At 59.4% G+C, this 15,776-nt stretch carries 9 protein-coding genes and 1 riboswitch; of the genes, 7 read left to right on the top strand and 2 right to left on the bottom strand.

Annotation, left to right across the window (positions count from 1 at the left end):
* The first annotated feature begins 6 nt into the window (after positions 1 to 6).
* Genes ABC336_RS05295 through ABC336_RS05285 form a run of 3 tightly spaced genes read left to right on the top strand, consistent with a single transcriptional unit; the run spans position 7 to position 3,422 of the window.
* Positions 7 to 1,413, top strand: coding sequence for a DEAD/DEAH box helicase (locus ABC336_RS05295; RefSeq protein WP_413237675.1), 1,407 nt, complete (start codon positions 7 to 9; stop codon positions 1,411 to 1,413).
* A 10-nt stretch (positions 1,414 to 1,423) separates the two neighbouring features.
* Positions 1,424 to 2,188, top strand: coding sequence for an ABC transporter ATP-binding protein (locus tag ABC336_RS05290; RefSeq protein ID WP_413237674.1), 765 nt, complete (start codon positions 1,424 to 1,426; stop codon positions 2,186 to 2,188).
* The gene (locus ABC336_RS05285) at positions 2,172 to 3,422 is read left to right on the top strand and encodes an ABC transporter permease (RefSeq protein ID WP_413237673.1); all 1,251 of its coding nucleotides are present in this window, start codon (positions 2,172 to 2,174) and stop codon (positions 3,420 to 3,422) included. The genes ABC336_RS05290 and ABC336_RS05285 overlap by 17 nt, the downstream gene beginning before the upstream one ends.
* Before the next feature lie 62 nt (positions 3,423 to 3,484).
* On the opposite strand, the gene ABC336_RS05280 is transcribed toward ABC336_RS05285, so the two are convergent.
* Positions 3,485 to 4,783 (bottom strand): aminotransferase class I/II-fold pyridoxal phosphate-dependent enzyme, encoded by a 1,299-nt coding sequence (locus ABC336_RS05280; RefSeq protein ID WP_413237672.1) that lies wholly within the window; start codon positions 4,781 to 4,783, stop codon positions 3,485 to 3,487.
* 164 nt (positions 4,784 to 4,947) lie between these two features.
* Between ABC336_RS05280 and ABC336_RS05275 the strand changes: the two genes are divergently transcribed.
* Entirely contained in the window at positions 4,948 to 5,733 is a 786-nt protein-coding gene (locus ABC336_RS05275; protein ID WP_413237671.1) for a helix-turn-helix domain-containing protein, read from the top strand.
* 186 nt (positions 5,734 to 5,919) lie between these two features.
* On the opposite strand, the gene asd is transcribed toward ABC336_RS05275, so the two are convergent.
* Positions 5,920 to 6,717: an archaetidylserine decarboxylase gene (gene asd, locus ABC336_RS05270; protein WP_413237670.1), complete on the bottom strand. Its 798-nt coding sequence runs from the start codon at positions 6,715 to 6,717 to the stop codon at positions 5,920 to 5,922.
* 244 nt (positions 6,718 to 6,961) lie between these two features.
* Between asd and ABC336_RS05265 the strand changes: the two genes are divergently transcribed.
* The 3 genes from ABC336_RS05265 (at position 6,962) to ABC336_RS05255 (ending at position 15,763) form a co-directional block, all read left to right on the top strand.
* On the top strand, positions 6,962 to 8,122 hold the full coding sequence (locus ABC336_RS05265) for a glycosyltransferase family 4 protein (protein WP_413237669.1): 1,161 nt from the start codon (positions 6,962 to 6,964) through the stop codon (positions 8,120 to 8,122).
* Positions 8,123 to 8,179: 57 nt separating this feature from the next.
* A riboswitch (TPP riboswitch) is annotated at positions 8,180 to 8,286 on the top strand.
* 365 nt (positions 8,287 to 8,651) lie between these two features.
* On the top strand, positions 8,652 to 10,436 hold the full coding sequence (thiC, locus tag ABC336_RS05260; RefSeq protein WP_413237668.1) for a phosphomethylpyrimidine synthase ThiC: 1,785 nt from the start codon (positions 8,652 to 8,654) through the stop codon (positions 10,434 to 10,436).
* A 146-nt stretch (positions 10,437 to 10,582) separates the two neighbouring features.
* Positions 10,583 to 15,763 (top strand): WIAG-tail domain, encoded by a 5,181-nt coding sequence (locus ABC336_RS05255; protein ID WP_413237667.1) that lies wholly within the window; start codon positions 10,583 to 10,585, stop codon positions 15,761 to 15,763.
* Positions 15,764 to 15,776: the final 13 nt, after the last annotated feature.

The following is a 15,776-nucleotide window of genomic DNA, read 5'->3' as shown; positions in this document are numbered from 1 at the left end:
CTAGCAATGAAAGAAGTATGGGAACATTTGGGCGTACACCCGCTCCTGAGCGAAGGCTTAGTCGACAGGGGACTGAGCGCGCCTACACAGGTACAGTCCGACACGATCCCGGCACTGCTGGCGGGAGAGCACGTCTCCGCCCGGTCCCAGACAGGCTCGGGCAAGACGCTGGCCTATCTGCTGCCGCTGCTGCAGCAGATCGACGGGTCGCGCAAGGATGTGCAAGGGTTGGTGCTGGCGCCGACACAAGAGCTCGCGATGCAGATCTTCGGGGTCGCACAGGACTATGCCGAATTGCTCGGCATCCGGACACAGGCACTGATCGGCGGAGCTGCAGTCAAGCGACAGATCGAGAAGCTGAAGAACCATCCTCAACTGATCATCGGCACCCCCGGCCGTATCCATGAGTTGTACAAGAGCCGCAAGCTCAAGCTGCATGAGGTGCGGATGGTTATTGTTGACGAAGTGGATCAGGTTTTTGGGCTGAGCTCGACAGCCGAAGTCGAGACGATCCTTTATAATACCCATCCCGAGCGGCAGATCGGGTTTTTCTCGGCGACGTACCCTGAGCTGATGCATCGTCTGACCCAGCGTTGGATGAAGGAGCACACTCACGTGTCTGTAAGACCCGATGAGCGGGTGGTCGCGACGGTGGACAATCTATATCTCGTCTGCGAGCCCCGCGACAAGGCGGAGACCGCGCGCAAGCTGATCCGGCTGCTGGGGGCTTCTTCGGCGCTGCTCTTCCTGAACGATACGGATCAGATCGCCAACTGGCAAGCGAAGCTGAGCTACGCAGGATTTACAGTAGAAGCGCTATACGGAGACGCGGACAAGATGCAGCGCGCAGGGACTTTGGCGCGATTCCGCGATGGCCGCTGCCAGCTGCTGCTGGCGACCGACATCGCTGCCCGCGGACTCGATATCGCCGGGCTGCCGCTCGTCATCAATCTGGATCCGCCGCCGGACGCGGATTACTACGTGCACCGTGCCGGCCGGACCGGCCGGATGGGCAGAGCCGGCATGGTCGTCTCCATCGTCTCGCCGCAGGAAGTGTTCATCATGCGCAAATTCGAAAAGCAGCTGCGTATCCGAATTCAGCGCAAGGAGATGGCAGGCGGACAGCTGCAGGAAGCCGAAAGCCAGTCCAAGAGCGTCCGGCCAAAGCCGGGCCCCCGCAAGCCGAATGGCGAAACAGCCGGGACAAAGCCCGCACCAGCGGGGGCGGGAGAGCCGGCTTCGAGAGCGCAGGTCGGCGCCGCTCGCGGTCAACGTGACGGCAGCTCAATGGCACGTCAAGGTTCGGGGCAAGGGTCGATGCGCAAAACCCGTAAAAAGGAAAATACGAAGGACAAGGGAGCCCCGCGTTGGCTGAAGGCCAAGCGAGAACGGAAGGATACAGAAAACGAATAAGTACGGGGGGATGCACTTGGATAGCATTCTGCAAGTCAACGGTCTTACGGGCGGCTACAGCCCGCGCAGACCGGTGCTGCATGACCTGAACTTCGAGATCAAACCTGGCGAGATGGTCGGCATGATCGGTCTGAATGGCGCGGGGAAAAGTACGACAATCAAGCATATCCTTGGTTTGATGAAGCCGCACAAGGGCGAGATCCGGATCAAGGGAACGACGCTGGAGGCTTCGCCGGAGCAGTACCGGTCGGCATTTGCCTACGTCCCTGAGAACCCAGTGCTCTTCGATGAGTTGACGGTCCAGGAACATATGAGGCTGACCGGGATGGCCTACGGCGTAGAGGAGGCCCGCTACAAGGAACGTAGCGCTTATCTGCTTGAAGAGTTCCATATGAAGGCCAAAAAGGACGCCTTCTCGAATCATCTCTCCAAAGGAATGCGGCAAAAAGTGATGATCATGAATGCGCTGCTGCCGGAGCCCGCCCTCTACATCATCGACGAGCCGTTCCTCGGTCTTGACCCGCTGGGCATCCGATCGCTTCTGGAGCGTCTGGTGCAGGTCAAAGAGAGCGGCGCGGCGATCCTGATGAGCTCGCACATCCTGGCAACGGTGGAAGCGTATTGCGACCGATTCCTGGTCGTGCATCAGGGCAAGATGGCGGCTCAGGGGACGCTGGAAGAGATTCGTGAGCAGGCGGGGGCGCCCGGGATTTCGCTGGAAGAGGCGTTTTACCGCTTCGTGGTGGCAGGTGACGGCGATGCGTCAATCACTTGAGGCGCTGTGGGGGCAGCGGGCTCGCGCCTTCCGGCTTGAAATCTTCCCTTATCTGCGTTTTATGGTGCAGAGCGGGTTCCCCGGATTTGTCGTCCTGATGATCATCCTCGGGATGATCGGCTACGGCACCCTGCTGCGCGAGCCGCCTGCCGGATTCCCGACGATTCTGGTCGGGGTGATACTGCTAACCCCGGTCATGTGCTGGAGCCCGATGCGTACCTGGCTCCACCCGGCGGATACGGTTTTCCTTATGCCTAGGGAACAGGAGATGGCCGGCTACCTTCGTCGTTCATGGGTGTATAACGGCAGTGCTGCGGTATTGCTGATGCTGGGCGTGCTGGCGCTCTTCTGGCCGCTGTACAACCGTACAGTCGAACATGACTACGCACTGCCGGTGCTGGCACTCGTCCTGGTCATCCTCAAGCTGTTCAACATGCACCATGCCTGGCGAGAGCGGCGGATGGCCTGGCCCGGAGCCCGCTGGGTATCCCGTTTAGTACGCTGGCTGCTGCATGCGGTGATGATCGCCATGCTGCTGGACACGGACGTGACGATGGGGCGTTCGCTGCTATTCCTTGCGGCTGCCAGTATCACGTACTTGCTCTGGTTGCGACTGCCCAAGCAGCATCAGCTGCCGTGGGAGCGGCTGATCGAAGAAGAGCAGGCGACCCGCCGCCGATACTACAGGTTCCTGGGCGCGTTCATCGATGTCCCGGTGCTTGCCCAGCGGGTGCAGCGCCGCGGTTATCTGGCATGGCTGGCCGCCCGCGTTCCTTACCGGGAGAGCCATACCTACCGCTACCTCTTCAGCCAGACCATGATCAGGGCCGAGCTCGGAGGCATCCTGGTCAGGCTGGTCCTTCTGGGGGGGCTGGTCGGGTATCTGACCGGCGCAGGGGCGTTGCTCGAAGGCTGGGGAGCAGCAGCGGCATATCTGCTGTTCGTCTTCATCGTCAGTGTCCAGGCCCGGTCCGTAACCATGGTCCATCGCTATTCGGTATGGCGGCATATCTACCCGCTGCCGGAGGCCCGCAGGCAGGCGTCGGCGGTTGCTGTGGTACAGTTGACTACGGCACTCTGCGCCATATTGATGTGGCTGCCGCTGGCGGCAGGGCTGGTGATGGAAGGACTATACAGCGCGACAGCAGCAGCAGCCGTCATCGCAGCGCTTTATGTTCGGATGGTGCTGCCGCGCCGTACACGGCGGCGCCTTGCTTCCGCCGAAGAAGAGTAGACGCAGCGAAGAGGCCCCGCGCCGAGCGAGGCCTCTTCGAGCTGGTTATGCGTACGTGCAGTTTATCCTTCTGTAACGTCCTTGACAGCCTGGCAGATCGTCTCGAACAGCTCTTCCAGATGCAGCTCCTCGATGCAGGAGAAGGCTACGCGCAGATCCGACTCGCCAAGTGCGATCGTACCGACGCCGTAAGCATCCAGCAGCCGGGTGCGGACGGCTTCCGCGGAAGCGTTCTTCAGCTTCAGGCACATGAAGTAGCCGGAGTTGAACGGGTAGTACTCCCATACGTCGCCGAAGCGTCCGCTGTCCAGCAGATCCTTCACCCGGTTGGCGCGGCGCTTCATGATGTCGAACTTGCTGCGGCGCTGTTCATCGAAGTCAGGCGCCTGCAAGGCGCGGAGGATAAAGGTCTGCGACGGATGCGGGCCGCTGGAGATCGTGGCGCGGATGATACCGAGCGTCTTCATCTCCAGCGCCTTCAGCACTTCTTCTGAGGGCGAAGCGTACGTAATGAAGCCGACACGGAAGCCCCATACATACTCTTCCTTGGTGGCGCCGTCCACTTTGACCGCCAGCACACGCGGATGCAGGTCAGCCAGTTGGCCGTAGAGCGACTCATGCAAGGAATCCTCGAAGAAGAGGCCGAAATAGGCGTCATCTGTCACGACTACGACGTTGATGCCGGCCTCTGCGGCGTCGCGGATCGCTTCTACAATCTCGGCGCCTTCCTGCCTGGTCGGTGTGTAGCCGGTCGGATTATTCGGGAAATTAAGAATGACGATGGCTTTGCCTTTGCCTTGCTGCGTCAGCAGCTTCTCGCGCAGACCGGCGCTGTTGAAGCGGTTCTCCTCGTTATACAGCGGATATTCGATCATCTCCGCGCCGCGGCGGATACTGAACGTGAGCTCGTAGTTCTCCCAGTTCTTATCCGGGATGATCACGGCATCGCCCGTATCAGCGAACAGGTCGGCGACGATGCTGAGTCCATGCGTCAGCGCATTGGTGACGATCGGCTGGCCGAAGGTCTTGCCGGCGAGAGACGGATTCTCCTCAAGCATCTTGGCGCGCCAGATCGTACGCAGCTCAGGCTTGCCGGCCGGTGGAGCATATGGATAAATGTCCTTGGGCTCGTAAGCGGACAGTGTTTCTTGGATGGTCTTCAGATGCATCGGTTGCCCGCCCTCTGTGGCGATGCCGATCGTTGCATTATACTTTTTGGCTTTGGCTGCTGCCTCTGCCGACTGGCTCAAGATACCTACCTTAGGAAAATAAATGGCTTTGCCTATTCCTGACAGCATGTCAAAAATATGCGGATTTTCCGATTGAAGCGTCTCGTTCAACTGCTTGGCAAGTAAGTTCATGATTATCTTCCATCCTTCCAGCTCATTTCCGTACCTTCCGGGTGTATTATAACATTAATTAATTGCAAACGACATAACCGGTCTCACATTTTTGCAAGTTGCGCGTACTTTTTGAAGTATTGTATGATGACAACAAAGGATAGCGGAAGGAGCGGAATTGGGGGATGTTGCAAGCAGAGCCGTCTACTTTGATACTCAAGCCCGCTTTTGCCAAAATCGTGTGCGAGCCGGGCTGGAGATGGCAAAAGCGGGAGAAAGCGCTGGCCAACTATGATTTATTCTACGTGTGGAGCGGCGAAGGAGAGGTCATCCTGAACGACCGCCCGTTTGAAGTGACCAAGGGGAGCTGCTTCCTGTTCCGGCCGGGCGATCATACAAGTGCGACACACGAGCCGCAGAAGCCGCTTGTGTTGACCTATATTCACTTTGACGTGTCGGTGCCGGTCAGCGAGGTGCCCCGGCCATATCGGGTACTGCAGGAGACGGTCGACTTCGAGCATCTGCTCTCCCGGTATGTGCGTCTGTTCCTCGTGAAGACCTACGCCGCCGAGGAAGAGGCAAGGCTGATCTTGAAGCAGCTGCTGATCCTCCTGCTGCGTCAGGATCTGGAAGGGCCGGTAGAGAAAAATGTCAGCAACCAGCTCACCGAAGCGATTCACGAGATCGCCAACTATATTCGCCAGAATCCGGGGATCCCGCACCGGATCGAGGATCTGGCGATGCGTGCACAGCTCTCGCCGCGGTATTTCTCTACCCGGTTCAAGCAGCTGATCGGAATGTCCGTTCAGTCTTACATGATCCAGACCCGTATCGACCGGGCCCAGCATCTGCTCATGCACGCCGGTATGAATGTGACCGAGGTCGCCGACGCGCTCGGGTACCGGGACATTTTTTTCTTCAGCCGCCAGTTCAAGCAGTATACCGGCAAGAGCCCCTCCGAGATCCGGTAAGCTACGTGCTGGAGCGGCTGCACACAGCTCGAACAGGGATGCGTGGTACAGGCATCCCTGTAGTTGATTTCTTATTACAGCCAGCTTCTTGTCCCTTGCCAAAAACCAGCCCCCGCCTTCGACAACAAGGCAGGGGCTGGTTTGCTTGTTTAAACTAACGGCGACAGCCGTTTCACCTAACCCGCCTCAGTTGCTGCTTGGCAAGCGCAGGGTACCCAAAGACTCGCCCATGCGCACCTTCTTGCCTGGCATCAGATCCCCGCGCAGACTAAACGTATGATCCTCTGTTAGCAGGACGACCGTGGAGCCGAATTCGAAATAAGCCAGCTCCTGCCCCTTCTCTACCTCGCGAGAGAGCGGCTCGACGTACTTGATACTGCTCACATTCATAGCGCCTACCTTCACTACCGCGATCTCGCCGCCGGCATGGCGGATGTAAGTCGTCAACCGTTCGTTGCGGCTCAGCACCCTTGTCATATGGCGCAGGCCAAAGTCATTGACCGGGTACACCTTGCCGGGGACATGCTCCTTCTCGACGATCGTGCCGCTGACCGGCGTATGTATCCGATGATAGTCCGTGGGACTCAGGTAGAGAACGATACAGAAGCCGCCGACATAGCTGGCTGCCCGAGGGGAGCGGTTGAGGAGCTCATCGATCGTGTAATCTTGTCCTTTAATATTGAATATCGTCCCCGCCTTGACCGGCCCTGCTCCAGTGATCAGCGCATCCACAGGACTGACCAGCGCCGCGGGATCATCGTCGATGACGCGTGCTCCGGCCTTCAGCCGACGGGTGAAAAACTCGTTTAAGGTGCTGTATTCGCCGATCGCTTTCTCTGCTTCCTGCACCTGGATCCCGTACATGCGTGCGAACGACGGGATGAACCGCCGGCTCAACGCAGACTGGGCAAGCCTGCCTGTCAGACGGGAGATCCATTTGCGTGAACTGAGCTCGGTCATGGATCGCATCAGCCATCTCTTCATGAGGATTGAGCCACGTCCTTTCCGCCTGGTAATCTTGCTCTCTATCGCACTAGTGTGCCATATCGGATAGGACAAATCAATAGTCAGCGCCAAGTGCGTCATGGGGCACCTGGACCGTTCGCGTTCAGCAAGTTAGGCCAAGCGTATGGGAGGATGCCGTGCCGGAGAGGACATCCGGTGTGTAAATTAAGATAACGGGATCCTTGTACTCAGCTACAGTCAGGAAAGGGGCGGACCGCATCGTATGTCAATGAATCGTGTTGCCTTCGTCACACCGGGCTCGTATCCGCTGCCATCGCCTGGCAGCAGCTCAGTCGAACGAGTGGTGGAGCATATCGTACCGCTCCTCGCGCCCCATATCGAGCCTCGCATCTATGGCCGGACTGCGAGACATCTGCCCAGGCGGGGCATCTACCGAGGCGTCACCTGCTGCCGGTATCCCGCTGCAAGCAAACCCCGGTATGTCCGCCTGGTAGGCAGCGCGCTGCGGTCCTTTGCACCGCAGCTGACCGTTGTGGAGAACCGGCCGCTGTATGTCCTCCGGCTGCGCAGACAACGACCGCGGGCGCGCATCTGGCTCAACCTGCACTCCTCCACCTTTCTCGATCCGGCCCGCATCAGCCGGACTGCCCTGCGGGAGAGCTTTCGGCAGGCAGAGAGGATCATCGTCAATAGCGAATATTTGCGGGATGTGGCTGCCGGTATGGTACCGGAGGCAAACGGCAAGCTGCGGGTGGTGCATCTGGGCGTCGAGAGCAGCCGCTTCCTGTCGCAGTACAGTCTTGCAGGAGCTCAGATGAGGGAGGAACTGAGGACGCGCCGTGGATGGCACGGCCGCAAGGTGCTGCTCTTCATGGGTCGGCTGCTGCCCCGCAAAGGGGTGCATCATCTGCTGCACGTCCTCCCCGACCTGGTCCAGGCGCATCCCGATGTGCTGCTCGTCATCGTCGGCAGCGCGTTCTATGGCTCGCACCGGATGACGCCGTATACGAGACAGCTTCACAGATTGGGCAACGCCTTCCCCGGACATGTGAAATTTGTGCCCTATGTACCTTACTCCGAAGTGCCAAGCTGGTTTATCGGCGCCGATCTGGCCGTCGTGCCGTCTGACCGCCGGGAGGCGTTTGGTTTGGTCAATGTCGAAGCGATGGCCTGCGGTCTGCCGGTCGTGGGGACGCGTGCCGGCGGCATGAAAGAAGTGATCGAGGAAGGCGTAACAGGCTTCCTGGTCGACCCTGAGCATCCCCGTGAAGAGCTCAAGGATCGGTTGATTTGGCTCATGCACAACGAGGATCTTCGATGCTATATGGGTCAGCGTGCGCGGGAGCGGGTAGAGCAGCTGTTTACATGGGAACAGTCCGCTGCCCGGTGGCTGGAGCTGCTGCGGGAAGGCGGCTATGCGTAAAGCAGGCGGGACAAGTAAGCATTGACAATGCCAGTATCATCCTAGTATAGTCATAGCAGAATCCACTAGGGGTGCCCGAACGGGCTGAGACAAGGCGAGCGAGCTTTGGTCCCTTTGAACCTGATCTGGGTTATGCCAGCGTAGGAAAGTGGGAATACGTACTCGGACAAGTGCATGCGCACGGTTACATATTCGGCCGTCGCCGGTGAAAAGGCGCCGCCGGAATGAGACACACTGCTTCGTTGGTTACGAAGCCAGTTTTGCTCCGCAAAACTCAGCCCATGCTTACGAAGCTAGTTTTGCTCCGCAAAACTTTTAGGCAGCCGTTCACTAGTTTCTTTGCGTCCATCACCCGAGTTCTTATTCTGCCGCTCCTTCGTCGGGGGCGGCTTTTTGCTGTCACCGCCAGGAGCGATCGCGATGCGCATTCGGCCGCACACCGTGATATACAGGGACGAGGCGTCTGGGCTGCAGCTGCTGGAGCTCCTGGGGGATTCGCACATTTGCTCGCGAAAGGAATGATATTTGCATGACTAACACAACGACACGTATTGCCAGTTCACCATTCCCAGGAAGTCGCAAACGGTATGTGCAGGGCTCCAGGAGCGACCTGCGCGTGCCGGTGCGGGAGATCGGACTGGAGCCGTCGCGTAGGGGAGACGAGGAGATCCCCAACGAGCCGCTGCTCGTCTATGATGCAAGCGGGCCATATACCGACCCTGAATATACGGCCGATGTTCGGCTCGGACTCCCCGATATACGCAGCGGCTGGATCAGCGAGCGCGGCGACACCGAGATGTATGAAGGACGTCCCATACAGCCTCTCGATAATGGATATGTCTCAGCTGCCGGTGTGCAAGAACGAGGCGCCATGATGTTCCCCGGAGCTGCAGACGGAAGCAGGCGGCCGAGAAGAGCCCGCCCCGGCAGCAATGTGACGCAGCTGCACTATGCCAGAGCAGGCATCATCACGCCGGAGATGGAATATGTCGCGCTCAGGGAAGGCATGACGCCGGAGTTCGTCCGTGCCGAGATTGCTGCCGGACGGGCCATCCTTCCCGCTAACATCAATCACACGGAACTGGAGCCGATGATCATCGGCCGGGCGTTTCACGTGAAGATCAATGCCAACATCGGCAATTCTGCCGTCCTCTCCTCGGTGGAGGACGAGGTGGAGAAGATGACGTGGGCGACCCGCTGGGGAGCGGATACGATCATGGATCTGTCCACCGGCAAAAATATCCACACGACTCGGGAGTGGATCATCCGCAACGCTTCGGTGCCTGTAGGCACGGTGCCGATCTATCAGGCGCTGGAGAAGGTGGGCGGTGTGGCGGCCGACCTGACGTGGGAGATATACCGGGACACGCTGATTGAGCAAGCGGAGCAGGGCGTGGATTATTTTACGATCCATGCTGGCGTGCTGCTGAGATATATCCCGCTCACGGCTGAGAGACTGACCGGGATCGTCTCGCGCGGCGGCTCGATCATGGCATCCTGGTGCCTGGCGCACCATCGGGAGAACTTCCTTTACACCCACTTTGAAGACATTTGCGAGATCATGAAAGCCTACGACGTCTCCTTCTCTTTGGGGGATGGACTCCGTCCAGGGTCGATTGCGGATGCCAACGATGCCGCCCAATTCGCAGAGCTGGAGACACTCGGCGAGCTGACCCGGATCGCCTGGGAGCATGATGTGCAGGTTATGGTCGAAGGACCTGGCCATGTGCCGATGCACCAGATCCGCGAGAACATGGATCGCCAGCTGGAGGTATGCCAGGAGGCGCCTTTCTATACGCTTGGTCCGCTGACGACAGATATCGCTCCGGGATACGACCATATCACCTCGGCGATCGGCGCGGCGATGATCGGCTGGTTCGGCACAGCGATGCTCTGTTATGTGACACCAAAGGAGCATCTCGGCCTGCCGGGCAAGGAGGATGTCAAGGAAGGCGTCATCACGTACAAGATTGCCGCCCATGCTGCCGATCTGGCCAAAGGCCATCCCCGGGCCAAGCTTCGTGACGATGCGCTCTCGAAGGCGCGCTTCGAGTTTCGCTGGCGGGATCAGTTCCATCTCTCGCTCGACCCGGAGCGGGCGCTGGCCTATCACGATGAATCGCTGCCGGCGGAAGCGGCCAAGACCGCGCATTTTTGCTCGATGTGCGGCCCCAAATTTTGCAGCATGCGGATCACCCAGGATATCAGGGCCTACGCGGCCGCTCAAGGGCTGCCGCCGGATGAATCGGCCATCGAAGCAGGCTTGCAAGAGCGCTCGCAGGCATTCCGCTCCGGCACCGGTATCTACAGCTGAGCCACTGTCTTCTTCGTACAGCATTCAAGATTTGAAGTCGAGTCCACTTCTTTGCATCACTTCGTGATCAAAAGCGGCCCTGTGTGACCTGCCCATAGGTCAATGCATATGCTGGAGATAACAAAGGTGGGAAGAAGGAGTGGACTATGGCTAAAAGCAGGAGAGGAAAGAGTGCGAGGAACCGCAAACCGTTGTTTTATGTGGATAATCCGAAAAAATCTGAATTGAAATGGCTCGATGATTTGGCCAAGAAAAAGCAGATTCCCCCGTCTGCCGGCATCAGTCCATCGGTGAAGGCAAGTCCGGATAAACTCAAGCCGGTCACGATCAATCATGCTGTGGCGGAAGCGGACGCTGAGGTCATCCATGCCGATACGCAGCAAGCCCCGGTATGGGAGGATGAAGACTCCGCCCAGGAGTCTGTACTCGGAGAAGCATCCGTGCAGGATGATGAGCAGAACAGCAGGGGAGCAGAGGATGCGAATCCGAACGAGGAAGAGCAAGCAGAACGGCTGCCAGAGCTGACCAGCCCAGGTGATGCAGAGCGGGCAGCAAAGGTTGAGGAAAGACGGACGCCTCGTCGTCCGGGCCCGATCATCTACACGGATGATCTTGCAGACGGAGCCGTGACGGGGGAGAAGCTGGCAGCCCAGAGCATCGATAGCTCGAAGCTGCGCAAGAGCAGCATCCTGACCCAGACGATCGCAGACTTCGCGGTGGAGAGTATCAATATTGCGGACCGGGCGGTAACCGCGTCCAAGCTTGCCTCGGAGAGCATCACCAGTGAGCATCTGGCCCGAAATGCGATATCCGGCAGCAAGATCCGCGACCGTTCGATTACGAGCGACAAGCTCAAGGATGGCAGCATCAACTCAGAGAAGCTGGCTGACCGGGCGATCCATGGTGCCAAGCTGGCTGAAAAGTCGATCGAAGCCAAACATTTGGCCATTGGCAGTCTGAGCGGGGAACAGCTCGAGGACAGCTCGATTCCTTCGGCCAAGCTGCAGAACGCAGCGATTGAAGCCAGACATGTTGCAAACGAAGCGATCGACACCTCCAAGCTGGCTGAAGAAGCGGTCACGTCATCCAAGATCAGGGACGGCGCCGTGACGGGTATTAAAATTGATCGGGAAACCATCGATGGGACGCATGTCAAGAAAGGCGTGCTGCTGGCAGATCATATCGCGGATGGTGCAGTCGGGGGAAAGCATCTGGCTCCGGGCGCCGTAGCGGCAAGCCATCTCGAGGAGGGCGCCGTCGGAAGCCGGGAGCTGCAAGCGGGAAGCGTAACCCAGGACAAAATCGTAGCCGGACTCATATCAAAGGAGCATCTGCAGCCAAACGCCGTCCGAAGCGAGCATCTCGCACCCGGTGAGGTCGGTACCGTCCATATTATCGACAGCAGTCTGACATCGAGCAAATTGGCGGATCAATCGGTAACGACGATCAAAATCGCCGATCATGGCGTCACCTCTTCTAAAATAGCCGATGCCAGCATCGGTCCGCAGAAGCTCAGTAACGAAGCCGTGCAAGGCAGACATCTTGGACGCTCCAGCGTCACTGCCGACAAGCTGGCTGCCGGTTCTGTCGGACGCCTTCATCTGACTGACGGGATCATCGGGGGCGAGCATATCCTGCCGGAGGCAGTCGGACCGGGCCATCTGGAGTCAGCGAGCGTTCATACGGAGCACATCGCACCTCTGGCTGTCCGGGAAGAGCATATCGGTATCGGGGCGGTCGGTATGACTCAGCTTGCGGATGATTCAGTAGGAGAGAGCAAGCTGGCGGAGGGCAGCGTGCATGCGCAGGCCATCGCCAGGCAGGCGGTGCAGTCGCATCATCTAGCCGACGAAGCGGTGACCTTTGATAAATTGGCTGCCGAGTCGATCCGGCCGTATCATTTGACGAAAGGAGCGGTTGGAGGCGAAGCGCTCGCCAAGGGCAGCGTGTCCGGCCGGCACCTGCAGCCGGACATCATCGAGACCGCTCATCTGACGATTGAATCGGTAGGGACGATTACGATTCAAGACGGTGCGGTGACGTCGGCCAAACTGGCAGAGGCGAGCGTGACGGAGCGTCACATCGGCCCGGGCACCGTGTTCTCGCATCATCTGGCCGATCATGTCGTTAGCTCGCTCAAGCTGTCTCCGGAGAGTGTGGCCACAGACAAACTCGCAGACGGCGCAGTTACTTCAGCCAAGCTGGGCGAAGCCAGCGTTACCGCGAGCAAGCTGGGACTGCAGGCTGTGGAGAGCATTCACCTGAGGGACGGAGCGGTCGAGACGGAGCATATCGCCGATCATGCGGTCGGCACCGAGCAGTTGCAGGCTGGGGCGGTAGGCGCGGCGCAGCTATCAGACGGGGCTGTGCATTCGCGCCACCTGAGGCAGGGCAGTATCCAGGCTGGACATCTGGCGCTGGCAAGCGTTGGACCGGAAGAGTTGTCGGAAGAAGCGGTGTCCGGGCGTCATCTGGCAGCCGGCAGTGTATTGGGGATTCATCTCTCCGAAGCATCTGTCCGGGAATCCCATCTGACGGATGCTTCGGTGAGCAGCAGCAAGCTGGCGGATAGCAGCGTCACGCTGCGACATCTGGCAGAAGGGGCGGTCGGTTCGGAGACGCTCCGGCCGGAGTCCGTCACTGGCAAAGCTCTTGCAGCCGGAGCCGTGGAGAGCAGGCATCTAACAGAGAAGTCCGTCAACCACACGCATCTGAGTGCAGAGTCAGTAGGGGCTGACCATTTGTCCGCGGGGGCTGTCGAGACCACCGCTCTGGCTGCGGGCGCGGTAACTTCCGACAAGCTGGCCCTTCAGGCTGTGCAGAGCGAGCAGCTCGCGCTGGAATCTATCTCCGGCAAGCACATCCGGGCAGAAGCAATCCAGGGCTTCCACCTGAAAAAAGGCACCATCCACGTCCAGCATCTGTCGGAGGATGTGTTCAGACTTGAGAAAGTCAAGGATGGCGTCATCCCGGGCAGCAAGCTCAGCTCGCACAGCGTGGGTCGGCAGCAGCTGGCGCCTGCCAGTGTCGGCGAGGAAGAGTTGGCTGCCGGAGCGGTAGAGACGGTGCACCTGATGAAAGACGCTGTCACCGCCGACAAACTGGCGACAGGAGCGGTCGAGGCAAGGCATATCCTGCCGGGAGCGATCGGCGAAGAACAACTGGCGGAACGCTATGTCACCCAGCGGGAATATGCGATCCGGCCCGAGCTTGCGCCGCGGCTCGTCACGACAGGCGAACTGGCCGATGGGACAGTGACGACGGAGAAGCTGAGTGACGGAGCGGTGTCCGGCAGCAAGCTGGCTGGCGAAGCCGTGGATGCAGCGAAACTGGCCGATGGCGCAGTAACGATGGAGAAGCTGAGTGACGGAGCGGTAACCGGCAGCAAGCTGGCAGCAGGAGCGGTAACCGGCCAGCACATCACGGCTGGAACGATCGGCGAGGAGCATCTGACAGAACGATATGTGACGATGCGGGAATTCGATCACCTAGCCAGTAGGGAGCGCGAGCCGGTCAATACGCTGGATCTGGCCGAGGGAGCGGTGTCTTCGACTGTGCTGGCCGATGAGGCGGTCACCCGGAGCAAACTGGCGTCTGGCGCAGTCGATGGCAGCAAGCTGGCTGACGAAGCTGTCGGCCCATCAAAGCTGTCGGGCGGTGCGGTAACGACGGAGAAGCTGGCAGACGACGCGGTAACGACAGGCAAGCTGAGCGAGGGAGTAGTCACCGCCAGCAAGCTTGCAGAGGGCGCTGTGGAGGGAAGCAGGCTGGCACCCGGTGCTGTGGACCGCAGCAAGCTGGTGGATCAAGTCATCGACACATCCAAGCTTGATCGCGGTGCCGTTACGTCCGAGAAGCTCGCAGATCATGCGGTAACGACGGAGAAACTGGCGGGCGGTGCGGTGACCGGCAGCAAGCTGGCGGCTGGATCCGTAGATGCCAGCAAGCTCAGTGACGGCGCAGTGACGGGCAGTAAGCTGGCCGATGGATCGATCACCGGACAACAGATCGTGCCAGGGTCGATCGGCCCCGAGCATCTGACAGAGCGTTATGTGACATTCCAGGATTATGATATGCTGACCTCTGCGGAGCGCGAGCCGATCACTACGCTGGATCTGGCAGAGGGCGCCGTATCTACGACTGTTCTGGCCGATGAAGCAGTCACCCGGAGCAAACTGGCGACCGGCGCAGTCGATGGCAGCAAGCTCAGTGACAAAGCTGTGGACACATCGCAGCTCGCAGACGGCGCGGTGACGACGGCGAAACTGGCGGGCGGTGCGGTGACCGGCAGCAAGCTGGCGGCTGGATCCGTAGATGCCAGCAAGCTCAGTGACGGCGCAGTGACGGGCAGCAAGCTGGCCGAAGGATCGATCACCGGACTGCAGATCGCACTTGGAGCAATCAGCGACGAGCACCTGGCCGAACGATATGTGACACTGCGGGAGTTTGATGCGCTGGCAGGTATGGAGCGCAGCCCGATCACTGCTCTTGAACTGGCAGAGGGGGCCGTGGCCACGTCTGTGTTGGCTGATGAAGCGGTCACAGCAGCCAAACTGGCAGAGGGCTCGGTAGACAACAGCAAGCTGCGTGAGTTGTCTGTAGACACTACGAAGCTCGCAGACAGCGCAGTGACGATGGAGAAGCTGAGCGATGGCGCAGTCAGCGGCAGCAAGCTGGCGCCGGAGGCGGTGGATAGCGCCAAGCTGAGGGACGGCGCTGTCTCCACTAGTAAACTAGCGGACCATGCCGTAACGACGAATAAGCTAAGCGACGGGGCCGTAACGGCAGCCAAACTGGCACCGGGTCTCCTGAAGCCTGCAGAACTGGCCCCAGGCAGTATCCGAACGGAACACCTTGCTGATCATTGCGTGAGCAGCCGGCAACTGTCCGATGGAGCGGTGACGGGAGATAAACTGGCTGCCGGATCGGTCGGAAGCGCCCAGTTAGCGGAAGGCATGGTCGGTGCGGAGCATCTTGAACCCGGAGCTATCCAGGATAAGCATGTGCAGAATGGGGCTATCACGCCGGCCAAACTGGCTTTTGCACCTGTCATCAGCAGCTCTCCGCAAGGCAATGTGGTGCAGCATTACGGTCTGACGGAATACCGCTTCTCCGAGCAGGAGGAGCAGGTTGACATCTATCTTACCTTCCGTACGCCATTCAACAGCCATGCCTATGTGCTTACGGCAATGACGGACCATCCTGCCTGTTACGCGATCATCAAGTCCAAGTCGGTGGCAGGAGCCGTCGTCACGATCATCCGTACCCGGATCAGCCCTCAGCCGTCAGGCGTGCTTAATTGGATTGCTGTTGGTACGACCTTTTGATCCCTCAGCTACA

The sequence above is a fragment of the Paenibacillus jepli genome (assembly GCF_047238105.1).
In the GTDB taxonomy this organism is placed as follows: domain Bacteria; phylum Bacillota; class Bacilli; order Paenibacillales; family Paenibacillaceae; genus Paenibacillus_D.
The sequence above is the reverse complement of the archived record's forward strand: the minus strand, read 5'-3'. Positions and strand labels throughout refer to the sequence as shown.

Bases quoted from the DNA above. Each gene is read 5' to 3' on its own strand.
- ABC336_RS05255 (WP_413237667.1), top strand. From the start codon at position 10,583: ATGGCTAAAAGCAGGAGAGGAAAGAGTGCGAGGAACCGCAAACCGTTG.
- ABC336_RS05275 (WP_413237671.1), top strand. From the start codon at position 4,948: ATGTTGCAAGCAGAGCCGTCTACTTTGATACTCAAGCCCGCTTTTGCC.
- asd (WP_413237670.1), bottom strand. From the start codon at position 6,717: ATGAAGAGATGGCTGATGCGATCCATGACCGAGCTCAGTTCACGCAAA.
- ABC336_RS05280 (WP_413237672.1), bottom strand. From the start codon at position 4,783: ATGAACTTACTTGCCAAGCAGTTGAACGAGACGCTTCAATCGGAAAAT.
- ABC336_RS05295 (WP_413237675.1), top strand. From the start codon at position 7: ATGAAAGAAGTATGGGAACATTTGGGCGTACACCCGCTCCTGAGCGAA.
- ABC336_RS05285 (WP_413237673.1), top strand. From the start codon at position 2,172: ATGCGTCAATCACTTGAGGCGCTGTGGGGGCAGCGGGCTCGCGCCTTC.
- ABC336_RS05290 (WP_413237674.1), top strand. From the start codon at position 1,424: ATGCACTTGGATAGCATTCTGCAAGTCAACGGTCTTACGGGCGGCTAC.
- ABC336_RS05265 (WP_413237669.1), top strand. From the start codon at position 6,962: ATGTCAATGAATCGTGTTGCCTTCGTCACACCGGGCTCGTATCCGCTG.
- thiC (WP_413237668.1), top strand. From the start codon at position 8,652: ATGACTAACACAACGACACGTATTGCCAGTTCACCATTCCCAGGAAGT.